The organism is uncultured Fibrobacter sp. (assembly GCF_947305105.1).
GTDB lineage: Bacteria > Fibrobacterota > Fibrobacteria > Fibrobacterales > Fibrobacteraceae > Fibrobacter.
Genome location: NZ_CAMZCS010000042.1, coordinates 1 through 24,891 on the forward strand (window position 1 = coordinate 1; position 24,891 = coordinate 24,891).

General features: G+C 53.6%; 21 protein-coding genes. 18 read left to right on the forward strand and 3 right to left on the reverse strand.

The window, feature by feature from the left end; genetic code table 11:
• The 15 genes from Q0Y46_RS13420 to Q0Y46_RS13490 all read left to right on the forward strand — a co-directional run.
• Positions 1-503 (forward strand): sulfide/dihydroorotate dehydrogenase-like FAD/NAD-binding protein (locus Q0Y46_RS13420; RefSeq protein WP_290745496.1); only part of this gene is annotated, 503 nt, incomplete at its 5' end.
• Positions 503-2,002, forward strand: coding sequence for an NADPH-dependent glutamate synthase (gltA, locus tag Q0Y46_RS13425; protein WP_297948066.1), 1,500 nt, complete (start codon positions 503-505; stop codon positions 2,000-2,002). The genes Q0Y46_RS13420 and gltA, both read left to right, overlap by 1 nt.
• Before the next feature lie 229 nt (positions 2,003-2,231).
• The gene (locus Q0Y46_RS13430; RefSeq protein WP_297948068.1) at positions 2,232-3,950 is read left to right on the forward strand and encodes a hypothetical protein; all 1,719 of its coding nucleotides are present in this window, start codon (positions 2,232-2,234) and stop codon (positions 3,948-3,950) included.
• A 10-nt stretch (positions 3,951-3,960) separates the two neighbouring features.
• A complete protein-coding gene (locus tag Q0Y46_RS13435; RefSeq protein ID WP_295681195.1) occupies positions 3,961-4,332 on the forward strand; it encodes a hypothetical protein in 372 nt (123 codons plus the stop codon).
• A gap of 312 nt (positions 4,333-4,644) precedes the next feature.
• Positions 4,645-5,328, forward strand: coding sequence for a DUF4956 domain-containing protein (locus Q0Y46_RS13440; protein WP_290961043.1), 684 nt, complete (start codon positions 4,645-4,647; stop codon positions 5,326-5,328).
• A gap of 12 nt (positions 5,329-5,340) precedes the next feature.
• On the forward strand, positions 5,341-6,447 hold the full coding sequence (locus Q0Y46_RS13445) for an HlyD family efflux transporter periplasmic adaptor subunit (RefSeq protein WP_297948071.1): 1,107 nt from the start codon (positions 5,341-5,343) through the stop codon (positions 6,445-6,447).
• Entirely contained in the window at positions 6,447-7,826 is a 1,380-nt protein-coding gene (locus Q0Y46_RS13450; protein ID WP_297948073.1) for a hypothetical protein, read from the forward strand. Before Q0Y46_RS13445 ends, Q0Y46_RS13450 begins: the two co-directional genes overlap by 1 nt.
• Before the next feature lies 1 nt (position 7,827).
• On the forward strand, positions 7,828-8,646 hold the full coding sequence (locus Q0Y46_RS13455; protein ID WP_295679977.1) for a polyphosphate polymerase domain-containing protein: 819 nt from the start codon (positions 7,828-7,830) through the stop codon (positions 8,644-8,646).
• Positions 8,647-8,689: 43 nt separating this feature from the next.
• Complete coding sequence (locus Q0Y46_RS13460) at positions 8,690-10,441, forward strand: lamin tail domain-containing protein (RefSeq protein ID WP_297948075.1); 1,752 nt, start codon at positions 8,690-8,692, stop codon at positions 10,439-10,441.
• A gap of 137 nt (positions 10,442-10,578) precedes the next feature.
• Complete coding sequence (locus Q0Y46_RS13465) at positions 10,579-12,291, forward strand: TolC family protein (RefSeq protein ID WP_295679983.1); 1,713 nt, start codon at positions 10,579-10,581, stop codon at positions 12,289-12,291.
• Positions 12,288-13,289: an efflux RND transporter periplasmic adaptor subunit gene (locus Q0Y46_RS13470; protein WP_297948079.1), complete on the forward strand. Its 1,002-nt coding sequence runs from the start codon at positions 12,288-12,290 to the stop codon at positions 13,287-13,289. The genes Q0Y46_RS13465 and Q0Y46_RS13470 overlap by 4 nt, the downstream gene beginning before the upstream one ends.
• Before the next feature lie 12 nt (positions 13,290-13,301).
• A complete protein-coding gene (locus Q0Y46_RS13475; protein WP_295679989.1) occupies positions 13,302-14,471 on the forward strand; it encodes an ABC transporter permease in 1,170 nt (389 codons plus the stop codon).
• On the forward strand, positions 14,468-15,649 hold the full coding sequence (locus Q0Y46_RS13480) for an ABC transporter permease (protein ID WP_297948082.1): 1,182 nt from the start codon (positions 14,468-14,470) through the stop codon (positions 15,647-15,649). The genes Q0Y46_RS13475 and Q0Y46_RS13480 overlap by 4 nt, the downstream gene beginning before the upstream one ends.
• 229 nt (positions 15,650-15,878) lie before the next feature.
• Positions 15,879-16,571 (forward strand): zinc metallopeptidase, encoded by a 693-nt coding sequence (locus tag Q0Y46_RS13485; RefSeq protein ID WP_297948086.1) that lies wholly within the window; start codon positions 15,879-15,881, stop codon positions 16,569-16,571.
• Between the two features lie 8 nt (positions 16,572-16,579).
• Positions 16,580-16,864 carry a hypothetical protein gene (locus tag Q0Y46_RS13490; protein WP_297948087.1) on the forward strand — a complete coding sequence of 95 codons (285 nt, stop codon included), beginning with the start codon at positions 16,580-16,582 and terminating at the stop codon, positions 16,862-16,864.
• A gap of 4 nt (positions 16,865-16,868) precedes the next feature.
• On the opposite strand, the gene Q0Y46_RS13495 is transcribed toward Q0Y46_RS13490, so the two are convergent.
• Entirely contained in the window at positions 16,869-18,164 is a 1,296-nt protein-coding gene (locus Q0Y46_RS13495) for a segregation/condensation protein A (protein WP_295680001.1), read from the reverse strand.
• A 99-nt stretch (positions 18,165-18,263) separates the two neighbouring features.
• Between Q0Y46_RS13495 and Q0Y46_RS13500 the strand changes: the two genes are divergently transcribed.
• Positions 18,264-18,692: an acyl-CoA thioesterase gene (locus Q0Y46_RS13500; RefSeq protein ID WP_295680004.1), complete on the forward strand. Its 429-nt coding sequence runs from the start codon at positions 18,264-18,266 to the stop codon at positions 18,690-18,692.
• Between the two features lie 123 nt (positions 18,693-18,815).
• Here the strand turns inward: Q0Y46_RS13500 and glmS are convergent, their stop codons facing one another.
• Positions 18,816-20,645, reverse strand: a complete 1,830-nt coding sequence (gene glmS, locus Q0Y46_RS13505; RefSeq protein WP_295680012.1) for a glutamine--fructose-6-phosphate transaminase (isomerizing) — start codon at positions 20,643-20,645, stop codon at positions 18,816-18,818.
• 127 nt (positions 20,646-20,772) lie between these two features.
• Here glmS and Q0Y46_RS13510 point away from each other — a divergent pair, with 127 nt between their 5' ends.
• Positions 20,773-21,624 carry an FKBP-type peptidyl-prolyl cis-trans isomerase gene (locus Q0Y46_RS13510; protein WP_297948090.1) on the forward strand — a complete coding sequence of 284 codons (852 nt, stop codon included), beginning with the start codon at positions 20,773-20,775 and terminating at the stop codon, positions 21,622-21,624.
• Positions 21,625-21,734: 110 nt separating this feature from the next.
• Positions 21,735-23,054, forward strand: a complete 1,320-nt coding sequence (locus Q0Y46_RS13515; RefSeq protein ID WP_297948093.1) for a M23 family metallopeptidase — start codon at positions 21,735-21,737, stop codon at positions 23,052-23,054.
• A gap of 12 nt (positions 23,055-23,066) precedes the next feature.
• Here the strand turns inward: Q0Y46_RS13515 and Q0Y46_RS13520 are convergent, their stop codons facing one another.
• Positions 23,067-24,488 (reverse strand): S41 family peptidase, encoded by a 1,422-nt coding sequence (locus Q0Y46_RS13520; protein ID WP_297948095.1) that lies wholly within the window; start codon positions 24,486-24,488, stop codon positions 23,067-23,069.
• Between the last annotated feature and the right edge of the window lie 403 nt (positions 24,489-24,891).

Below are 24,891 nucleotides of genomic sequence, written 5' to 3' on the forward strand. Positions count from 1 at the left end.
CCATCATCATGGGTGCCCGTAACGAAAGCCTCTTCCTCATGAAGGAAGAAATGACCGCCCTCGCCGACGAAATCATTTTCATGACCGACGACGGCTCCTACGGCCGCAAGGGTCTCGTGACCGAACCGCTGAAGGAACTCTGCGAAGACACGAAGGGCAAGCCGGACATGGTGCTCGCCATCGGTCCTCCGATCATGATGAAGTTCTGCGCTCTCACCACCAAGCCCTACGGCGTGAAGACCGTCGTGAGCCTCAACAGCATCATGGTGGACGGAACCGGCATGTGCGGTGGCTGCCGCGTGACTATCGGTGGCAAGACGAAGTTCGTCTGCGTCGATGGCCCGGAATTCGACGGCCACGAAGTCGACTGGAACAACATGCTCCAGCGTATGGGCGCCTTCAAGCCCCAGGAACAGGAAGCCTTGCACCGCTTCGGTGCCAACGACGGCCACAAGTGCAACATTGATAAGATGGCTGACGCAAAGGCCAAGGAGAGCAAGTAATGTCTGAACATTTGACTCGTGAACAGTTGGACGCCGCCGCCAAGGTGGAACTTGAAAAGATTAAGGCTCTTCCGCAGCCGCTCAAGCCCAAGGACAAGACTGCTATTCCGGCCCAGCCGATGCCGCAGCTCGAACCCAGCTACCGCGCCCGCGTGATGGAAGAAGTGGCTCAGGGTTACACCGAAGCCCAGGCTATCGTGGAAGCCAACCGCTGCCTCGCCTGTAAGAAGCCGTTCTGCGTCGAAAGCTGCCCGGTGCACATCGACATTCCGGCCTTCATCGCGAAGATTGCCGAAGGCGACTTCAAGGCCGCTATCGCCAAGATTAAGGAAACGAGCTTGCTCCCGGCTATCTGCGGTCGTGTTTGCCCGCAGGAACGCCAGTGCCAGATGAACTGCACCATGGGCAAGATGCACAAGGACGTGAACCAGGCTGTGGCTATCGGCCGCCTGGAACGCTTTGCTGCCGACTACGAACGCAACAACGGTGGTGCTTCCGTGCCGTCCGTCAAGCCTGCTACCGGCAAGAAGGTGGCTGTGATCGGTTCCGGTCCTGCCGGTCTGGTTGTCGCTGCCGACGTGCGCCGCGAAGGCCACGACGTGACCATCTTCGAAGCTTTCCACAAGCTCGGTGGCGTGGTCCGCTACGGCATTCCTGAATTCCGTCTGCCCAAGAAGATCGTTGACAACGAAATCGAATCTCTCGCTGCCATGGGCGTGAAGTTTGAGACAAATTTTGTCATCGGCCGTACTCGCAAGCTCAAGGATTTGATTGAAAAGGATGGCTTCGATGCCGTGTTCGTCGGTACCGGTGCTGGCCTCCCGCTCTTCATGAATATCGAAGGTGAAAACCTCGTCGGTGTGTTCGCCGCTAACGAATACCTGACCCGCGCCAACCTCATGCGCGCCTACGACAAGGAACACGCCGATACTCCGATGTGGCCCGGTAAGAACGTGGTCGTTCTCGGTGGTGGTAACGTCGCTATGGACGCTGCCCGTATGGCTCTCCGTCTCGGTGCCGAAAAGGTCCGCATCGTCTACCGCCGCAGCATGAACGAACTTCCGGCCCGTAAGGAAGAAGTTCTCCATGCCCAGGAAGAGGGTGTCGAATTCTGCGTTCTGCAGAACCCGGCCAAGATTCTTGGCGACGAAGCCGGCCACGTGCGCGGCATGCTCGTCGACAAGTACGAACTCGGCGAACCCGATGAAAAGGGCCGTCCGCGTCCGGTCAAGGTCGAAGGTGCAAGCTTCGAAATCGAATGCGACACCGTGCTCGTTGCTATCGGTAACGGGAGTAACCCGCTTATCAGCAACACCACGCCGGAACTTTCTGTCGACAAGAAGGGTCACATCCTTCTCGAAGATGCCGCTGCCAACAAGACCTTCATGGAGAAGGTTTATGCCGGTGGTGACATCGTGCTCGGCGCTGCTACTGTGATCCTGGCTATGGGAGAGGGTCGCCGCGCTGCAGCAGGCATCAACGAATATTTGAAGAAATAAACTTCGCGATAGTTCGTCACCCGGACTCTCGACGTACGAGTTGTACGCCTTCGGTCCGGGTTCCTGCTCTCGCTCGTTTCTTCTTCAAATCTTGGATTTGATAAAAAAGATGGTTTCGGCCATCTTTTTTTAGTTAACATGTTATAAAAAGGTTTTATTTCGCTTACAATTACTTTACAAATAAAACTTTGTTTATATTTACAACGTTGTTTTTAACGAGGGGATTAAAATGAAAAAAAGCATATACGCTTCGGCGTTGCTTTTATTTGTTCTAGGGTGTTCTAATTCTGACTTGTCGGTTGGGACTGATTCCATGCAAGCAGAGGACTCGAATGTCAACGTGCTTACGAGCGCAATCGTGAGCGACCCGAGCCTTGACCCTTATACGGTTGAGAATATGAACAGGGCTATGCGGAAAAGCATCTTGGCAAAAACCTCCGCAATCGATTCTGCTGAAGTGGAAAGCATGGAATTGAAGCCGAACTTTCTTTATGTGCGGTTCCTTGTTCGTGGGAAAGACGAACTTGCCGAATTGAAGGCGCGCGATACGACCATAGTGTATTTCAAGCATCCGCTTGACTATAAACCCATCAAAAAGCCGGCGGTTTATGTGGACCCGACTTTGCCTGATTCTGTCAAGCCGTATTTTGCAGCGGTTCCTGCCGACTTTGATTTTGGCTCTACGAAATACGATGTAATCAAGGAACTTTTCCTCGTGGAGCCGTTGGATGAAGATGACAATGAAGAACGGGATTCTATTTCGGCTGCGCGTTCAGTTCTGAAAAAGGCTTCCTCTGGGAACCCTGTTGCGGAAAAATTGAATGATTTGGGTGTTTCTTTGCAGGAGATTGAATGGACTTCTCTTCAAATGACTGGAAACGTTGGTGAAAGGGAGCCGTCATTGTCGCAGGCTCCGGTCTTGGAAAAAAAGAATACGTTCGCTTGGTCGCTTCTGGGAACAGGTAAAAGATATAAGGGACATCTGGAATTTGAAGACGACATTTTACATGCGCAACCTCTTGTTGGGGTCCGTGTAACAGGTGGCTATTCTTACTATTGGAAGGAAACGCATACGAACGAAAATGGTGACTTTAAAATCCCGGAAAAATGGAATTTTTCCATAGATTACGAAGCAAATTTTGATTCAGATGATTTTTTGCTAGAAGATGGTCATTCTTCTTATGGAGAGGACCTTGAGATTGAGAATAACAATAAAAAGAAGGACTGGAATGAAAAATTTACTGGGAGAAAGGCCAAGTGGTGTATCGTGTGGACTGCGGCTTATCAGTATTGGTATGGGAATAATTTCGGGCTGAAGAGGCCAAGGCAGAATACTACATGGAATTGGAGCTTGGATATTGAAGTATATTATAAGAACAAGAAGGATTATAAAAATAATGTTCCCACTAGTGGTCCTTTTATTGGGTGTGGGGCAGGAGAGTCGAATGGTAGGTACAGCAACAATTGGGGTGGTTTGGAAGAAATATGTATATCTACTTATGGAAGATCGTCAAAAGAAATTTATACAACGGTAATTCACGAGGTTGGACATACGAGTCATTATTGGAATACTTCACAGTCACTATCAAAATTTTTTGATTTGCCGGAGGATTTCAGAAATACATATACGAGAGGAGTTGAAAATTTCTTTGCTGAGAAAAGATATGGTGTTCCGGGACAAACATATCATTCAAATGTATATACCGGAATAATTGAAGATTTACAAGATTCGGACGCATTCTATAAGCCCAAAGGAGATGGTTATGTTGTTGTAAAAGGGGATGCTGTGCGTGGATTCAATATTGTTGATTTGGAAAAGGCCGTTTTTGCAACATCCTCTTTAACTGAATTGAAAAAATATCTTAAAAAACATTATCCATCTAATGCGGGTGGGCGAGTTTACACTAATCAGGCTATGGATGATTTGTTTAATTATTGGATGAAATAGGGAATATAAGATGAAACTAGCTGTTGTTGTAGTTTTATTATTGATGTGTGCTTGCTCATCGCCGGACGAAGTGGATGATGCTGCGTATGGGTTTGCTGTTGATTACAAGAATGAGACTTCCGATGTTGTTCGGTTTTGCTTGAATTTAAAGGGTGATTCCGTTTGTGATACATTGGAGAAGAATGAAGTTAGGAACTTTGAGGCAGTTGTTGATTCCATAATTCATGAAAAAAATTGTTGTAGCACTTATTATTTGGAATCTTTTGACTCTATGAATGACTCGATAGATATTTATATGGATTCCGAAATAATATCATCGGGATATAACGATGATATCGGGGCAAAACTGACGCTTTACCATGTGATATTTAGAAATAAGTGAATATAAAAAAAATGGAAGGCTCCGCATTGTAGCGGAGCCTTTTTGTTAACTTTCGTTAACAAAATAGTTTGCCTGATAGGGCTAGTGGTTGCCTGGATGGGGCGGATTTATTACCCATAATGAAAAATGCGTTGTAGATGTTGAGAATTTTGCGTGTTGTTGTTGTCGTCAGCAACGTGTATTTTTCTTTTTTCAAACGTTTTTTAAGCCCTTTTGTTATTTTTGGATAGCTTAGGTTCTTGGGCTATTGATGAGGGTACGATAGCTCCTTTTGCCTTTTGTGGAAAAACGTAATCAAATACGGAGAGCATAATGTTAGACCTTCTTGCGGTTCAATCAAGTACGACCAACGCTACTATTATTACGTTGGCATATACGCTTTGCCTTGCCTTTATCTTATCTTCGGCAATCGGCTGGACTTACGAAAAGACCTTCCTCGGGCTTTCCTATTCCAGGAACTTTGTTCAGGGCATCGTCCTGAGCTCGGTTGCGGCTGCAATGATCATGCAGGCCATCGGCGATAACGTCGGGCGCGGTCTCGGTATGATGGGTGCGCTTTCGGTGGTCCGCTTCCGTACGAGTTTCAAGGACCCGCGAGATATCATGTTCATATTTGCGGCGCTAGGTGCGGGTATCGGCTGTGGCGTTTATGCCTGGGGTGCCGCTGTCGGCGGTACGATAGCCTTCTGCTGTGTCGCTTTCCTCCTTTCCCGTACGGGTCTCGGTACCAAGCACTTCTTTGACGGTATGCTCCGCTTTGCTCTCCCGAACGAAGGCGATGCCCGTGCCCAGGTCGAACATATCATGAAGACGAGCCTCAAGACTTTCATTCTCATCACCATGCGCGAAGTCGATGGCGGCGCCCGTCTGGATGTCGCTTACCAGATTCGCCTGCGTGCGACGAAGCCCGCTGCCGAAATCCTGAATGACCTTTCCAAGATCGAGGGTATTTCGGATGTCCAGTTCATGATGCAAGACGCGACGACGGAAATGTAAGGGGAGGATACGATGCACAAACTTGAAGATCTTCTCGACAATTTCTGGAACACCCACAAGAATAATGCGGGTGTCGCCTACGTCTATACTCACAAGCTGTCTTTGGCTTGGGCTTTCTGCGTTGTTTTTGCCATTGTCCTTGGCTTGGTTTACCAGGGCAAGGTGGCCATGTTCCGCGGCATTGCCGATGCGAACGAAACCATTATCAGCGTGCCCTCCGCAACCGAAATCGTTAAGGTCCACGTGGTTCCCGGCCAGGAACTCCAGGTGGGCGACACGATTGTCGAAATCAACCGCCCGGACTTGACTCTCCGCATCTCCGAAGTTGCCCGCGAAATTGACGCCCTCGAAGGCCGCAGCAACCTGAGTTCCGCCGAAATCGACCAGAAGGTGGCCGAAGTCAAGGCGAACCTCGAGACAAGGCGCCTCACTCTCAGCGCCGAAATCCGCAACCTCGAGACGGAATACCAGAAGAACAAGGAAATTTCCGCCAAGCTCAAGAGCCTCTCGAACTCGAAGTCCAGCGGCGACGGCAACGACGCCATGGCCCTGCAGATCAAGAGCCTCAAGAACGAACTTGCATTGGCTACCAAGAGCGCAAACCAGCAAATCGCCCTTTTGCGCGGCAGTGGCCGCCTGCAGAAGACGAGCGGACAGAGCGAAGTCGAGAACCTGAAGAAGGAACTGGCCGAACTCCAGAAACAGCAGGAAGACCTCGTCCAGATTGCCAAGGAAAACTGGGTGGTCGGTGACGTGAACGTCCGCGATGGCGAAAAGGTTTCGAGCTTTGCCCCGATTCTCACCCTCACGCACAAGCGCCCGACGATTATCCGCGGCTACATCAACGAACAGATTTACCAGAACATGGATGTGGGCGAGACTGTGAAGGTGACCACGCTTGCCGGTACGGGCAAGGCGGTTGTCGGCGAAGTTGTCGGCCTCTCCAGCCGTATCGTCCCGTTCCCGACCCGTATGTGGAAAATGCCGGAATTGCCGGTGTACGGTCGTGAAGTGACCATCAAGATCCCCGAAGAGAATCCGTTCCTCCTGGGCGAAATGGTGACCATCGCGGAAATGGGCGTTATTCAACAACATCTCAAGAAAGACGGTAAGAAATAATGAAGCGCTTTGTTGCACTCCCTATCATGTTGTCTGCGGCCTTGTATGCAGGTCCGCTGACGTGGGACCGTCTTGTCCAGTCGGCGCAGACTGACCCCCGTTTCGAGGCCGCGCAGAAGCGCTCCGAAGCAACGTCTTCTCCCAGGAACACGAAACTCTGGGACAAGATGGAATTGCGTTACCAGTTGGATGGTTTTAGCTTTGCCAAGCACGACTTTGAATTGCGTATGAGCCCCAAGACGTTCGGCGAAGGCTCTGCCGACCGCGAACGCTACGAGGCTAATAAGGCGTACGAACTTGCCCGCTTTGGCGTGGAGCGCTCCTTGTTGCTGTATGACCGCTACGAGCGCGGTGTGCGCTATGTGATGCGCAAGAAGATTAACGAAATCAACAAGCAGTTGCTACAGGTGAATGCCGACCGCATCGAGGTGTTGCACCTCAAGTCCGGTTCGGCGTCCTTCAATCCCGAAGACCTGATGGCCGCTCTGGAAAAGGGTGCTACCTTGAAGGCGGATTTGCTTTCGGACAGCACGGCTTTGCGTGACGCGGAACTCAAGATGAAAATCTGGGTGCCCGATTTCGATGGAGTTGACCTGGATTCCTCGTTCCTCCCGACCATGGACGAACTTGCTCAGAACCTTTCCAATGGTGTGGAAGTGAATGAAAACTTCCCGCTGGTGGCGATGGCCCGCGGCAAGCGCGACGCCGAAGTTGCCCAGGCCAAGCAGGACGTGAGCAAGGGTCGTGACTATATCTCGCATATCGGTATTGGTTATGCGCTGCAGATTGAATCCCGCATGGAAAAGTACAAGACGATGGATGCGACGGACGTCTTCGGTACGGGGCAATATCGCGACTACTTGGAAGATTTCAAGAAGGAAACAGGTTGTGAGATCGCTTTGGGTTGCACTGCGACGGCAGATTTCCTCGTCCCGGACAAGGACGACCGCAAGACGGCCGACAAGTTCTTCGTGAACCTCGCTTTCCGCCTGCCGTTCTTCGACAGCGGCAAGGATGGCGATCTCAAGCTCCAGGTGGCCAAGCTCGATGCCGAAAGCGACTACCTCGCTGACGTGCGCGATATCAACCAGAAGGTGGCCCGCCTGACCGAGGAAGTGCTTGCCATGATTGGCCAGTGGAAGGTGCAGAAGGAATATGTGCAGCAGGTGAACGCGAGCGGGTTCATGGAACAGTTCGCGATTAATGCCGGCTCCGACCCCCTGTTGCTCCTGCGCGCCAAGGAAAGTTCGCTCGAAAGCGACATGAAGGCTGTCAAGCTGGAATACGATATTTTCGTGCGCTACCTGGAATTGCTCAACTATGCGGGCATCCTTGCCCGCGAGGGTAGCGCAAACCATCTCCGTGAGGCTTTGAAGTAATATGGCAGAAGCCCGTGGATTTAGCCTTCTCGAACGTTTCGAGCTGAAGTACCATATCCCCGTCGCGTGGGCGGACCGGATTGGTGCCTTCCTTGCTCCGTATTGCGAAGAAGACTATTATTCCAAGATTACTCCGGGTGGTTTCTACTGGATTACGAACCTGTACCTGGATAGCCCCAAGTGGACATTCCTCGGTTGGAAAAAGAAACAACTCCTGGACCGCTTCAACATGCGCATCCGCACCTACGGCGAGCATCCGGCTCAGGACGGCACGTTCCATTTCGAGGTCAAGCGCAAGATCCGTAGCATCTGCTACAAGAGCCGCGCCACTATCAAGGGAATCAACCCCGGTGAAGTCTGGCACATGAAGCCCGATGAATGGCCTTGCAAGACGGACAAGGATCGCAAGTACCTCAAGGATTTCCTTTACAAGACGGAACTCCACGGGGCTCACCCGCGCCTCTTGACGCAGTACAAGCGTCGCGCCTGGTTCGGGCTCCGCGAGGAATATTCCCGCGTCACTATCGATACGGGCATGCGCTTCCGCGAAGAGAACGGGTTTGATTACACGGTGGACCCGCACTACATGCATTCGACCGGACTTCCGAGGTTTTTCCAGCCGGGAATGGACGCTGTGCTCGAATTAAAGTGTCCTTGCTCACAGGTGCCATACTGGATGTTCGACCTGATAAGATTTTTGAACCTTAAGCACTCCGCATTTTCTAAATTCGGTAATGCGGCAGCTGAATGGAAACGGGTTTACGAGAACCCGCGTAGGTTCAAGAGCCCCTACTGGACGAAACTGGCTGGGAATTTTTAGAGTTTTTTATTATAGAGTTTGACTTGAACAAAGGATGGCCCCTATGAATATGAAAAAGTGGCTTTTGACCGGTACCTGCGTTGCTTTGCTCGGTGCGCTTTCTGCTTGCACCGATGACGAAAGCAAAAGCAATCCTGTAACTCCTGAAGTGAGTTCGGATTCCAATGGTGGTAGTAGCGGCGGTATTGTCGATCCCCAAGGTTCCGACGGCAATCCGGCTAATTCTGGCAATAGCAGCGGCGATCCTGCTGCTAGCAGCAGTAGCAGTGTTGGACCTACTCCTGGTGATTCGAGCAGCAGCGAAGAACCCATTGATCCTACGGGCGAACCGCAGATGGGCTGTTCCGAAATCATGTACAATGCGGCTGACGGTTCTGCCTTGGAATGGATTGAAATCTATATCGTCGGTGGCATGGACATGGACAACATGCAGAATTTCGACCTTCACCTGAGCGGAGCCGTTGATTACATATTCCCCGGAGAGCCCTTGAAGAAGGGTGAATACATCGTGGTGACGAACGATCCTACTGAGTTCATGGCGACTTATCCTACGTTTGCCGGCCGTCTGTTTGGCCCGTGGGATGGCGGAACGCAGGTCAAGTTGGCCAACGAAGGCGATGTCGTGAACGTGAAGGTTAGCGGCGAGGGCGACGTGAGCTGTGCCTTTGGCAACGAACCTCCTTGGCCGAGCCTTGCCGATGGCAAGGGCCGTACCCTCGTGCATGTGAGTGGCAATGCTGCCCAGCCGAACTCTTGGGCTGCAAGCAAGCTTGACAAGGGCAATCCCGGTGTCGGCAACGACGAGTGGGTGACCCCTGCTGCAGTGCGTATCAACGAAATCATGCCGACTATCGGTGAAGACAACGCATGGATCGAACTGTACAATACGGGCGACAAGGAAGTGGATGTCGCTGGCTGGACCATCGAAGTCAAGCGCCGCAAGCAGACTCTGACCATCAAGTCCGGGACTGTCTCCACGGTGATTCCTGCGAAGGGATACGTGAAACTTGATGCTGTCGATAATTTCAGCGAGGAACTGGTGGTGAGCCCGCAGGGTGGCGAATTCTACCTGCGTGGGTCGCTGGAAGGCGAAGAATCCAGTATCTGGGTGCCTGCCGGTACGGGTACAAGTGGCGTGATTGACCTGAGTGACGGTTCTACGGCCCAGGGCCCGCTGGCCTCCGCTACACCGGGTGAAAAGAATTCTGCCCTCAAGATGGGATCTGTCTATATCAACGAAATCCATTACCATCCGAACGAATCGGATCCGGGTGCGATTCCGTTTGAATTCATGGAATTGGTGAACGGTACTGACAAGGCTATCACTCTTTACAACACCAACACCGATGTCCAGAAGGGTTGGAAAATCGAGGGTATCAACTTGGAATTCGGGAGCACGACGGTTCTTCCGGCCAAAGGTATGATTCTCCTGATTCCGGCGGAATTGGATCCGATGGTGGCTTCGAACCTGGGCATTACGAACTGGGGCCCGGATCTTGTCCGTTCGACCTATTCTATCCCGGAAGCGGTGCAGATTGTGACTTACTCCGGTAAGCTCTCTAACCGCAGCGAAACGATCGCTGTCAAGGAGCCTTTTGCCAAGGTCGAAAGCAAGTCCGCTCCGAATGGCTTTGCTTACTTCTACATTTGGCACGATGCCACGCTCTATTCTGACCGCTGGCCGGCTTTGAAGGAAGCGGATGGTCTCGGATTCAGCTTGCAGCGTGTCGATACGAAGACGATGGGTTACGAAGCGAGCGCCTGGAAGGCCGCCGAACCGACCCCCGGCAAGTAAAAACAAGCCTCATGCGAGATTTCCCCCGGTTTTTCCGGGGGATTTTTGTATGTCATAGTCATTTTTCCCCGTTTTGTCAGAAATGGCTTGGTTTTGCGGGTGCCAAAAAGGGGTAATTTGCTATTTTATTTTTTGCTATGAAGTTGCGCTTTACATTTCTTGTTTTTGTTTCTGTCGCGGCAATGGCAGCTCCCCTGTCGCTACAGGATGCCCTTAACATGGCAAAATCGGGCAACTCGCAGATTAAGGCCGAAAGGGCTAAGGTCGAAATGGCCGAAAGTGGTAAGGACGAGGCCCGCTCTCGTTTTATGCCTACTGTATCCCTATCTGCAGGGGTTACCAAAATTAACGACCCCATCAATATCGACCTGAACGAAATCCGTTCGGGGATTATCTCGGTGCATGGGGCCGAAGCATACCAAAATTATTATAGGACCGGTTACGATGCCGCCTATGAGCGAGCCACAGGGGCGGGAATGCCCGATGAAATGGCTGATCCTATGGCGAGAGGCGTCGGTGATTCCGTGGGGAATCTCGCCAAGATGAAGACGGAATCCTCGCTGGATTCGGCCTTGCCGGATTTCAAGAAAAGAGTCCAGGATGACGTGTTCTTCAATGCACGCTTGTCCGTCGTGTGGCCGATTTTTACCGGGCTCAAGATTTATTCCGCCTACGATGCCGCTAAAGAAAACGTGACGGCTCGCAAGGCCGAATTTGACATGGCCCAGAACGCCATCCTCATGGATGTCGCGACCCGGTATTTTTCCTTGCGACTGGCCGAAGAATTGACGTTGCTCCGCGAGACGACGAAACGCAATTTGGAAGGCCACTTGGAACGCTCTAAAAAATTGGAAGAGGGCGGGCAGATTAGCAAGGCGGAACGCCTGCGCGCCGAGGTGGCCCTTGCCGAAGCCCAGAACGCATTGGAAGATGCCATGCGCGACCAGACCCTGGCTCGCCTCGCTTTGGCTAGCTTATTGCATACGGACACGAGCATCACCGCGACAACCCCGGTTGAGTCGCCCGAAGAATACCGCTCCATTGACGAAATCAAGGCGCTGGCACGCGAGAAACATCCGGGACTTAGGCAGTTGCGTACTGAGCGCAAGCGCAGTCAGGCCGCCGTCAGTGCCGCCCGTGCGGATTACTTCCCGACGGTTGCCTTGTTCGGTTACAAGGAACTTTATACGAAAGACCTGACCATACTGGAGCCGGAATGGGCTGTGGGTGCGAAGGCTCAGTGGGATTTGTTCAAGGGCGGCGAAACCCGCTCCAAGGTGAGCGGCGCGAAGGCGCTGGACCGTTCGCTGGCCAGTATGGAAGAACAGACTTTGGACAACATCAATTTGCTTGTCGAAAAGCGCTGGCGCGAGATGGAACATGCCAAGAGCCGCTTGATTAGTTTGCAGAAAACACGTGAGTTGGCCGACGAGGCTTTGCGTAGCCAGAACAAGGCTTACGAGGCGGGTCTTGCGACCGGCCTCGATGTAGTGGATGCCGAACTGGCGCTGTCACGTTTGCAGGTGGCCGATTTGAAGGCTCACTATGATGCCGTTATCGCATGGCTCGGCTTGCTCGAGTCTTGCGGCGAGGTTGAGAATGCTGGCACCTTGCTCACGGCTTCTAAGCCGGTGGCTCCTGTGCAACCCGCTGCGCCTGTTGTGGATTCTGCGGCGACTGCCGCGCCTGCTCCTGCGCCGGTTTCACCGGCACCTGCCGCTGCGGATTCTGTTGCCCCCGCGCAAGTGCCTGCTGATTCGGCTGCAACCCCGGCCCCCGCGCCGGCAAAGGAATCTTCTGAACAAGGAACCGCGGGAACGGTTCCCGAGAACAAGGAGAATAAACAATGATCAATGCGTTGAAATTCTTTGGCAAGATGGTTATCGTGCTGTCGCTGGGTGCGCTGGTCGTGCTGGGCGTTGTCCAGCTCAAGAAGTTTGCCACCGAACCTCGCGAGCAGTTCTTGCAGGGGCAGATGGAAGCAAGGCGCGTCCTTGTCTCGGGTAAGATCCCCGGACGCCTTGAGGCGCTGTTTGTGCGCGAAGGGGATTTCGTGTACAAAGATTCCCTCGTGGCGATTATCAGCAGCCCCGAAATAGAGGCGAAGAAAATCCAGGCCGAAGGTGCGCTTGGCGCCGCGAAGGCCCAGGCGAACAAGGCCCGCAATGGTGCCCGCAGCGAAGATATCACCGCGCTCAAGGCAATGGCCGACCGCGCTCAGGATGCCGCGACGCTTGCGAAGAACACATACGACCGCGTGCAGAAACTTTATGACGAGGGCGTGCTCCCGCTCCAGAAACGCGACGAAGCCGAAACCCAGATGAAGGCGAGCCAGTCTGCCGCTGATGCCGCGAAGGCGCAGTACGACCAGGCCGTGGCCGGTGCCCGCAGCGAAGACAAGGCGGCTGCGAACGCCCTTGTGATGCAGGCCCGCGGTGCCTCGGCCGAAGTCGACGCCTACCTCGAAGAAACCAAGATTCGTTCCCCGATTACGGGCGAAGTTTCGCTCAAGCTTGCCGAAGAAGGCGAGGTTGTCGGCTCGGGTATGCCTGTGGTGGCCGTGACGGATTTGGACGACGCCTGGGCGGTGTTCCACCTCCGCGAAGATTTCTTGAAGAACGTGTCCAAAGGCAAGCGTTTTGTGACCCACATCCCGGCACTCGACAGCGATGTCGAAATGGAAGTGAGCTACATTGCCTCCGTGGGCGACTACGCTACGTGGCGCAGCAGCAAGGAAAGCGGCGGCTTTGACCTCAAGACGTTCGAAGTGCGTTTGCGCCCCACGCAAAAGGTTGACAACTTGCGCCCGGGCATGAGCGTCCTCCTTTCGGCGGAAGCTATTCGATAACGGAGGCTTGCCGTGCTGTTGCAGGGATTCCTGAAAACGGTCCGGAAAATCTATTTCAGCCACAATCTGGTTTTGTGGCTGATTCTCCTCGTGTTGCCTGTCGGGGTTTCGGTCTTTATGCTGGGCCTGTTCTCCTCGCAAATTGTGCAGCATGTGCCTATCGGCATTGTTCGCCAGGATGACAGCCACTTGGCCGACCGCCTGGAATCTAAGTTGCGTTCCAGCCCCGTTCTGGACGTGAAGATGATTTGCCACGACATGAGCGAGTGCGAGCATGCTGTCATTCGTGGTGACCTTCAGGGGTTCCTTGTGCTCCCCAACGATTTGGAACGCCGTGCGCTAAGGTTCGAAAGCCCGGTCATCCCGGTTTATTCGAGCGGCCAGAACTACTTGATCAACATGTTCGCAACCAAGGAAATCCGTGCGGTACTTTCGGCGGCTGGGAGCGAAATGTTTACGGCCCAGATGGACGATCCCGTGAAAACGGAAATCCATTCCGTGGGCAACATCGCCGGGAACTACCAGGGATTCCTCGGGCTCGGTCTTGTGACGGCGCTGTTCCACCTTGCGGCGATGATTGTCGGCGTGTACGTGGCATCGTATCCGCTCCGCGACCACCGCGTGAGGGAAATGCTCGGCTATGCACGCGGCTCCCGGTTTACGCTGTGGCTTGCGAGCATGCTCCCCATGAACATCGTGCTTTGGCTGGGCATGATTGGTTGCTACGCTTATTGCCACCGTGTTCTCGCTCCGTTAACTCTTGATGAATTTGTCATGACTGCTGCCGCGCAACTGTTCATGATTCTCGCATGTTCTGGTGCTGGATTTGTATTTGTCGGTGTGGTGGGCGTGATGAGAATTGCCACAGGTGCCGCAGGCGTTATTGGTAGCCCTGCTTTTGCTTTTGCAGGCCAGACGTTCCCCGTGATGTCCATGCCCTTAGCTGTGCGCTGTTTTGCCTTTGTGCTTCCGCTGACGCATGCACTCAAGATTCAGTCGATGATGCTCTTGGGCGATGTCGGCATGGGCCCTGCATGGGATGTGCTGAAAATTCTTATCGGGATGGCTCTGTTCTGGAACCTTCTCGGTGCATTCCTCATGTTCATGCGGTGGAAGCAGTTCCAGCGTAGGGAAGTTGAGTACGAGGAAAAACAGCTGGCTGCATCGGAGGCGCGCACATGATCCGTCGCCTTTGGAAAGTGGCTTTTGCCGAATGGAAGTTGATGTACACGGACCCGGCCGCGGTGCTTTTGCTTGTGGTGGCGGGTGTCCTGTACGCCTTTTATTATCCGACGCCCTATATTCACCAGACCGTGACGAAGGTCCCTGTTGCCATCGTGGATATGGACAATACGGCGATGTCCCGCGACCTTATCCGCATGGCCTCGGCGGCGCAGCAAATCGAGGTGAAGGCTATTTATCCCGAAATGCTCCAGGCCGAAGAATCCATGTCCCGCGACGAAATCTACGGCTTCATGGTTATCCCGGAGAACATGGAAAAGGATATCCGTAACCGCAGACAGGTGTCGGTGAACATCTTTACGAATGGCGCCTACGTGATGTTGCATGGCGCTATAGGTACGGCGTTCTCCACATGCGCCCTGACGTTGGGTGCGACGAACAAGGTCAAACAGATTGCGATTTCCAAGAAGGTCCCGTCGGCGCAGGCCATTGCCATGCGCGACCCGTTCCCCATCAGCATCCAGACGTTGTTCAATAGCACGGGCGGTTATGCCAATTACGTGGTGCCCAGCGTGCTCGTGGTGATTTTGCAGCAGTCGCTCATTATCGGGATTTGCGTATTGGGCGGTTCCCGTGCGCATCGCCGTTTCCGCAAAAAGTTGCGCGACAGTACGGTCGAAAACGAGACCTTGCCTTACCGGTATTTTGGACGCTCGTTGGCTTACTTTATTCATTATTGCTCGTTTATTCTCTTCTATCATTGCATTATCTACAACCTCTTCGATTTCCCGAGACGCGGCGAGCTGTTCCCGATGGTCGTTTTCTCGGTCGTGTTCCTTGCGTCTACAATCAATCTGGGAATGGTCGTGTCGCAGGTGTTCTTGCGTCGCGAATCCAGCATGCAGTTGTTCCTGTATCTTTCCATCCCGATATTGTTCCTTGCAAACTTCAGCTGGCCCAGCTACCTGATTCCTTCTTGGATGGCTGCGGTTTCGTACATTCTGCCGAGTACGTTTGCCGTGCCGGCCTGGCTCTCGATTGAGCAGATGGGAGGCGATATATACGACGTGGCTCCCCGGCTGTACTTGCTTGCCGTGCAGGCTGTCGTGTACCTTGTGCTCGGGCTTTTGCTGACTCGTGCCCGCGACAAAGCGAAACTCGACATCGGCGATATGTGATTTGAGGGATTAGAGGCTAGAGAATAGAGGCTACCTTTGACCACTTAGTGCTTTAGCACTTATGTGGGCATGGCCACCTTTAGGTGGGTGAAAAGAATCACGCACTTCGTGCGTCAATAACAGACGGCAAAGCCGTGATATTTCTCCCTAGCCCCTAGCCCCTAGATCCTACTCCCTTTTTTTGTATATTATGTCCTGAGGTAGATATATGTACTTTGATCCTTTATACATGATGATTCTCCTGGTGACGCTGGCCCTGTCCGGTGGAGTCTCCATGCTTGTCAAGTCCCGTTTTGCTGCGGGCCAGAAAGTGAACATTTCCAGCGGCCTCACCGGTGCCGACGTGGCGAAGGCTATCCTCATGGATGCGGGTATTACCGACGTGCAGGTGCTTGTGCATCATGGGTTCCTCTCGGACCATTACAATCCGCTGAACAAAACGCTCAACCTCTCGAAAGAAGTTTATTACGGCCGTAACGCAAGTGCCGCGGGTGTCGCCGCGCACGAGGTGGGTCACGCTATCCAGCATGCGCAGGGCTACTTCCCGATGTGGTTGCGTTCCGCCATTGTCCCGGTTGCAAACATCGGTAGCAATCTCGGCCCGTGGCTCGTGATTATCGGTATTGTGTTGATGAGTGCCGGCCGTGCGCTGGGCTATTCCCTCGCATTGGTGGGTGTTATCCTCTTTGCCGCCGCGACGCTCTTTACGCTCGTGACCGTGCCGGTGGAATTCGATGCATCCTCCCGTGCCAAGAAGGCGCTTGCCCGTATGGACGTGGTTGCACAAGGCAAGGAGTACAATACGGTTTCTGGAGTGCTTTTTGCCGCAGGCCTCACTTACGTGGCCGCTGCGATATCTTCCATTCTGCAATTGCTCTACTGGGCGTACCGTGCTGGCCTTATTGGCGGGCGCAGGGACTAGGAGGCTTTATGGCTGTAAGGACGCTGACCGTAGAATGCCCCATGTGCAAGGGCGAACTCGTTGTCGATGCCGACACGGGCGAGGTGCTCTCTCACAAGGAATACAAGAAAGAAGTCAAGTCTTTTGACGAATTCCTCAAGAGCCAAAAGAACCGCGCTGCCGAGCTGGATGCGCTCTTTGCCGCGGGCAAGGAGAAGGACAAACAGCGTGCAGCCATCGCCGAAAAGAAATTCGAGGCCGCAAAGCAGAACAAGGACCTGAAGGATCCTCCGCCCACGATTAACTGGGATTGATTTCTTACGTTTCGTCTGCCGGTTGTTCTCCGGCATAATACGCCTGGGCCTTCTTGATGAAGGCCTCGATTTCTTCTTCCGTCATGGGCGTTTCTGCTGACGGTTCTTCGACGGCTTCGTCTACCGGTTCTGCGGGAGTTTCTTCCGGCGTTTCGGAAGGTGTTGCAGATTCGTCCGCAGCGGCGGTTGTCTCGGCGTTAGCTGTTTCGGCGGTTTGTTCAACAGGCGTTTCTGTTGGCTGTTCTGCTGCAGTGTCGGTGGTTGCTTGCTGTGCGGGGGCTGCTGCTCCCTGCTCGTCGTCATCGGCATCGCCGAACGGATTTTCCTGCACTTCCGAAATATCTTCGCGGCCTTCGAGCATGGCGGTGAGGTCGTCTTCGGTCACGTTCCTGCCACGCGAGGTCCACAGCACGGCTTCGCGCATCACGGCGGCAATATCGCCCACGTTGCCCTGCTGGCTGCGGGCGAGCGCCTGGCTGCGCAGGGCCTCCACAAGCCCCGGCTTGACTTCGGGATCCTTCGAGAAGAACACCGTCTCGCGGGCCATTTCTTCGGCGTAGTCGGGGTTGTTCTTTTTGCGGTAAATCCAGATGGGGCCGAAGAGTTCGCTTTGGCGGAACACGAGTTCGTCGGTCTTGATCATTTCGAGCATGGCCATGAAGGTCACGGCGGCCACGATGGGGTGGCTGTCGTTGTCGAGCAGGTCCTCGAAAAGGGCGCGCCCGTTGACGCTCAGGTAGTTGTTGATGGCCTGTTGGCGGTCCTGGATGGTCACGTAGTCCAGTTCGATATGGTGGATGGTCTCCGAAATCTTTGTCTTCAGGCTCTTTTGGTAAGCGCGGAAAAGCTGCCAGATGTTCGCGTCGGCAAGGGTGTCGTCTTCGTTCTGGGTCTTTTCGAGGCGCCCGCGGGAGAATGTGCCGAAGTTCTTGGATTCCATTTCTTGTAGGCCGCTGGCAACTTGTTTGTAACGCTGGTATTCCAGCATTTCCTTCATCAGCTGTTCGCGGTCTTCGTTGTAGGCTTCCACGAGTTCGGGGTCGCGTTCCTCGGCGGGCAGGAGTTCCTGCACCTTGAGGGCCATCAAGCGGCTCGCCATGCACAGGAAGTCGCCGGCTTTGGAAAGGTCCATGCCCGAGTAGGCTTCTACCCATTTCGCAAAGTCGTCTGCAATTTCGGCGATAGGAATTTTATCCAGTGCCATTTCTTTTTTCTGCACTAGATAGACGAGCAAATCCATCGGACCATTGAACGATCCAATGTTGACTTCGTAATCTTCCTGTTCTTCGATTTCGGTCATCCCTCGTGAAAGTTAGAAATATTTGGAAATCCCGATTGTTTTTGGGGAATCCTTTTTGCATATTTGGGAACGGGCCGTTTTTTTATAGGAGGACCCATTATGGCTATTGCGATGGAAGAGAATCCGAATCCGATGAAGTTTACGAAGGTGTTCAAGGTCGAACCCGAAATGATTGACGACAACCACCATTTCAACAATGTGTGGTCTGTGCAGTGGATTCAGGACATCGCCATCGCGCACTCCGATTCCGTGGGCGGAACCGAGCTCATGAAAAAGTTGGGAGCCGGCTGGATGATTCACGTGCAGCACGTGGAGTACAAGAATCAGGCTTTCCTTGGCGAAGAAATCCGCGGGACCACGTGGGTCGATGCCTACGGCAAGGTCGCTTGCGTGCGCAAGTGCAAATTCGAGCGCGTCTCGGACGGCAAGGTAATCTTCGAGTCAGAGACACAGTGGGTGCTGGTCGACATGGGCAGAGGAAGACCCATGGCCATTTCGGATGAGATGAAAGCGTTGTATAGGGAATAGAGAGGCTAGAGAATAGAGAGTAGAGGCTAGTGAAAAGAATCACGCACTTCGTGCGTCAATATAAGACGGCGAAGCCGTGAAATTTTTCCCTAGATCCTAACCTCTAGACCCTCACCCCTCTCATCACTCCACCGTCACGCTCTTCGCCAGGTTTCTCGGCTGGTCCACGTCGTTGCCGCGCAGTACGGCGATGTGGTAGGCGAGCAACTGCAGCGGGATGCAGGTGAGGATAGGCATGAGCATTGGGATGGTTTTGGGAACCTTGATGATGTGGTCTGCAATCTCGTCGAGCGGGTGGCAGTCCTCGGTCGTAATCGCGATGACACGGCCACCGCGGGCCTTGATTTCGCGGACGTTGCTGATAATCTTGTCGAAGAGCGCATCCTTGGGAGCGATGACCACGACGGGCATGTTCTCGTCGATAAGGGCGATGGGACCGTGCTTCATTTCGGCGGCGGGGTAGCCCTCCGCATGGATGTAGCTGATTTCCTTGAGCTTGAGCGCACCTTCCATCGCGACGGGGTAGTTGAAGTGCCTGCCCAGGTAGAGGAAGTTGTTCGCCTTGCTGTACTGTGCAGCGAGATCCTTGATCTTGTCCGAAAGCTTGAGTGTCTCTTCGGCGAGGAGGGGCAAATCCAGGAGCGACCTAGCGATGTCGGCGCCTGCTTCAAAGCTGAGGCGGCGCTGGCGGCCGAGCAGGAGCGCAATCATGGCAAGCACGGTAACCTGCGAAGTGAACGCCTTGGTGCTCGCAACGCCGATTTCGGGGCCGGCGTGTAGGTACACGCCACCATCGCTCGTGCGAGCGATGGTCGACCCGACGCCATTGCAGATGGCGAGGGCCGTGGCCCCCTTCTGCTGGGCTTCCTTGAGTGCCGCGAGCGTGTCGGCGGTTTCGCCAGACTGGCTGATGGCTAGTACGAGCGTCCCCGGTTTGATGATGGGGTTCCTGTAGCGGAATTCCGATGCGTATTCGACTTCTACCGGCACTCCTGCAAGGTCTTCGATCATGTATTCACCGACCATGCCGGCGTAGTAGCTGGTGCCGCAAGCCGTGATGATGATGCGGTTGATGTTCCTGAGCTCGTTGATGTTCGTGTCGAGCCCGGCGAGCTTGGCGTTCCCTTCTGCCACGAGCAATCGACCGCGCATGGTGTTGCGCAATACTTCGGGCTGCTCGAAAATTTCCTTGAGCATGAAATGCGGGAATCCGCCCTTCGCGACGGCATCGGCGTCGAAATCTACGTCCTTGACTTCGCGTTGGACTTCGTGGCTGTTCATGTTGACAATGGAATAGCAACCGTTCTTCACCTGCACGATGTCGTTGTCGTCGAGATACACCACCTTCTGCGTGTGGTTGATAATGGCCGAAACGTCACTTGCGAGGAAGAAGTCGCCTTCGTTCCCGATGCCGAGGATGAGCGGGGAGCCGCGGCGTGCGCCGATAAGCGTACCCGGTTCGTCGCTGGAGATGACGGCGAGGCCGAACGTCCCTTCGATTTTGGCGATGGCCTTGAGTACGGCGGTCTTGAGGTCGCCGGTGTAGAAACGTGCAATCAAGTGCGCCACAACTTCGGTATCGGTCTCGGACTGGAATTTGATCCCGTCGGAGATGAGCTTGGCCTTGAGGCTTGCGTAGTTCTCGATGATGCCGTTGTGGACAATGGAAATTTTGCCGTTGTAGCTCATGTGCGGGTGCGCGTTTTCGACGGTCGGAGCGCCGTGCGTGGCCCAGCGGGTGTGTGCGATGCCGATGGTGCCCTTTGGCGGGTTCACCTTGAGCTTGTCTTCAAGTTCCTTGATCTTGCCGGAAGCCTTTACTGTCTTGATGGTCCCGTTGTCAATAAGGGCGACACCCGAACTGTCGTAACCGCGATATTCCAGTTTCTTGAGCCCGCCGACGAGAATGGGCAGGGCTTCGTTTGTGCCAATATAGGCGACAATTCCGCACATAATAAATCCTTTAAAAGATAAATTCTGACATAATATACGAAAAGAATGTGTAAAAATCTTTTTTTCGTGCGCTAAATCACTGCCGTTTTGCTATTTTACTGATGTCAATTTTAAAAGAGGACTCTTTATGAAGACAAAAATGATTATTGCGGCTGGCGCCATTGCCATGCTTCTGACTGGCTGTGACCAGTTCTGCCAAGGCCCGAAGACCAAGACTTCCCTTGTTACCGAGAAGGAGAAGTACAGCTATGCTCTCGGTGCTCATTTCGGCAACCAGGCTCACTTCCAGCTCGTTACCCGCGACTCCATTGATTTGGACATTGACCTCTTCATCCAGGCGTTCAAGGAACGTTATATGGAAGATTCCGCTAAGTTCCTGATGAACGACTCCGTGATTTTCCAGACCCTGACCGACCTTTCCCAGGCTCGTCAGGCTGAAAAAGTGAAGAAGGATAGCATCGCTGCCGAAACAAACAAGGCTGCCGGCGAAGCCTTCCTCGCTGCGAACAAGACTGCCGAAGGCGTCGTGACGACTGCTAGCGGCCTCCAGTACAAGGTAATCACCGAAGGTACGGGTGCTACCCCTGCCGATGACCACATCGTGAAGGTCCACTACACCGGTACGCTCCTGGACGGCACCAAGTTCGACAGCTCTGTTGATCGTGGCGAACCGCTCGAGTTCCCGATCAACGCTGTGATTCCGGGCTGGACCGAAATGCTCAAGCTCATGAAGGTGGGCGAAAAGGTCACCGCATGGATTCCTAGCGACCTCGCTTACGGTCCGCACGGCCGTGGCTCCCAGATTCCGGGCAACAGCCTCCTCGTGTTCGAAATGGAACTCATCGACACGCACGCTGCCGACGCTCCTAAGGAAGAACCGAAGGTAGAGGCCAAGGCCGCCGCTCCGAAGGCTGCTCCGAAGCCCGCTGAAAAGCCGGCTGAAGCTCCGAAGACCGAAGCTGCTCCTGCCAATCCGTAAGTGGTCCGCCGGTCGCACCGGCTCCATAATCGTGTTTTGCCCTGGCTCTTTTGCCAGGGCTTTTTTTTTAATAGTTATCTTTAGTTCGCTTTGTTTATGGATAGGTTTTGATGTCCCTTTTTAGACTTTTTGTTCTTTTTGTTATTGTATCTCTTGTAGGTTGCCGCGAAGAGGCGAAAATTGCAGACCTGCAAGAAGAAGCCGCAATGCTCGAAAGCACGGCAGATTCACTCCGGCTCGAAATAGACAGGCTCCAGCAACTGCCGGGGAACTGGACTATCTTCAACGATACAGTCCGTGCGGGCGACGGCCTTTTCCAAGTGCTCTACCGCATGCAGATTAACCAGAAAGAACGCGGTAAGATTGTGCTCGGCATGCAAGATAGTGTGGAACTTTCCAAGATGCGCGTGGGCCATGTGTTCTTTGCGGCCTTGGATTCCAGCGGCAGCGTCCAGCGTTTCCGCTATGCACCGAACCCGGCGACTATCCACGTGATGAGCAAGGTGGACACGGGCTACGTGTACAGCCGTATCGAAAAGCCGGTGAAGGTCCGCCAGTCTGTCTATGAAGGCGTTATCGAAAAAGACGGTACCTTGAGCGGCATTCTGCACAAGGTGGGGATTCCTTCGCGCATGGTGGGTATTGTGGGTGGCGTGCTCCAGTGCAAGGTAGCCTTCAGGCAGGCTTGGCCGGGCGACCGTTTCCGCATTTTGCTCGAAGAGACATTCTATCAGGATTCTATCTGGATCGACGGCAAGGTCGTTTATGCCGAGTTCGAAGGCAGGACTGTCGGCCACCACGAGGCGTTCCGTTATTACGACGGCGACCCCAAGAGTACGTACAATGCGCATTATACCGAATCGGGCGAGGCGCTCATTTTTGATGGGCTGCGTTACCCGCTCGACCGCCTGCACATCACGAGTTCTTACGGCTCGCGCATCCATCCCATTACGGGCAAGCGCACGGTCCACCACGGCGTAGACTATGGTAGCCCTACAGGTTCGCCGGTCCATGCGGTTGCAGTCGGTGTGGTGACGGTTTCCGGTTTCGATCCGCTGAGCGGCAACAAGATTGCTATCAAGCACAGGGACAATTCGGTAAGCTGGTACATGCACCTGTCGTCGCGCGGAGTGGGCGTGGGCGCTCACGTGTCGGCGGGGCAGATTATCGGCCGCGTCGGCTCGACCGGGCGTAGCACGGGCCCGCACCTGCATTTCGGCTTCAAGAATGCGAAGGGTGCCTGGATAAACCCGCTCTCCAAAACGATGATTGCGACTCCGAAACTTGCGGGCGAGCGCCTTGCAAAACTCAAGGTGCAGGTCGGCGAAATTCGGAAACAGGTCGAACTTACGCTTGCCGCCCCTGCCGTAAGGGTAAACGACACGACGGACGTGATGGTCCGTATGCGCGACGTGACAAGCCGGAATTAATTCCGGCTTCCGTTACTTGTGATATCTCGGGAACTTCTTTACCTGGAACGCACCGAAGTGGTCGAGACGGTTGAAACTCTGGCGAACTCCGGTTGAGCGGGCGAGGGCGGGGAAGTGCCCAGACGGCGTGGTGCTATAACCGGCGGTCCTTACCAATGTCCCTTCTTCTGCAATTTCGAATGCGGCGTCTACGGCGTCTTTCAGCTTGATTCTGACGACGTCGGGTTCGATACCGAACGTGTGGTAAGATTCCCTGTTCTTGTCCATGAACTGTGAACTGGTGACGCCTGCGAAACCGCCAGCCTCTGTCGGGAAGTAATACTGCCCGATGCCCTTGCCGTAGCTGCGCGTACCGACGACCGGAGAGTTCTTTGCTGCGGCGACAGCGGAAATCATGAGTTCTGCGCAGCTTGCAGTGCCGCCGTTCTCGATGAACACGACATAGCGGTCTTGAGCCATGCCGCCCTCTGTTTTTTCGTAGTCGGTGGCGTACATGGCGGTGGTGTCAATTCTTTGTATGTAGTCGTACTTGGAGCTGTCGATTTCTGCAGAAATCGTATAGCCGAGGAGCGTGTTCTTGGGGAGGAATTCTGCCGCCATGGATTCGCAGTGGTCTACCGAGCCCCCTCCGTTGTCGGCGAGGTTGATGACGGTTGCCTTGGCCCCGGCCGTTTCTTCCAGCGCTGCCTTGAATTCGCCATAAGTTCCTTCTGTCGTGATGGTGGTGTCGGTGAACTCGGTAATCGTAATCATGGGGATGTCGCCCCTGTAATTGATGTACACCGTGGGGGCCTTCACTTGGCGTGCGGTGAGATCGAATGTGTCGATTTCTTGACCGCGTGAGACAACGAATGAGTAGATGTCACCATCTTTGCTGGTCATTTCCAGTCTCTCGACGCTTTCGCGGGTTGCCGATTTGCGGTCGATGCTGACGATGACGTCGCCTTCTTTGAGGCCTGCTTTTTTGGCAGGGCCGTCCGGATAGATGTTCGAGATGACGGCGTCGTCGGAGGGGCTGTGTTCGATGGTGTCTAGCCTGAATCCGAATCCGACTCCGTAGTCGGAGTAGTAGAGTGCGTCGGCAATTTCGTCGTAATAACTTGGGTCGTAATAGTTGGTGAAGGGGCAGCTCATCTGGCTGAACATGTAATAGATGTCGCTGTAAGGGAGCTTGGCGTAAGGAGTCCCTGCAGATTGCTGGAAGTAGTCGTTCCTGCCACCTAGTTCGTTTTTCATGTGAGCGTACAGGTAGAACAGGTCCAGCAGTTCGTAGGCCAATTCGAACTCTTGGAGTTCTATGGGCAACGCCTTGAAATCTTCATCGGACAAGGGGAGCTTCAGCCCTCTTTCTTTTGCGGCGTCGCGGATAGCATCTTCGAATGCGCCTTCGTCGTCTTCGCGGCTACTTGTAGACACAGGCATGCAAGCTGTCAAAAAGAATGAAAAAATAGATGCAAATAGTAAGAAAATCTTTGTCTTGTTCATAATACTTTGTCGCCTCAAATAAAACCCTTTTTTGGAAAAATAAGAAAAAAAAGGGGCTACTGAAAACAATTTGTTTGTTTTTTTGAAAATTTTGGTTTTAGGCTATGCGGGAGGGGACCCAGCTCAGAGTTGCGAAGGCCGCCCGGTCCCCTCCCTGCACCCTCCCCTTCCCTGGCCGACGCTTCTATTCTCTTTACGATAAATCAATTTCTCGATGACTGAATAAATATCCCGCATTCACTTAGGTAATGCTGGGCTGTTTATGCATTTTTAGTCGTTGGTAATTTCTGAATTGCCAAGAAAAAAAAGGGGCTACTGAAAACAATTTGTTTGTTTTTTTGAAAATTTTGGT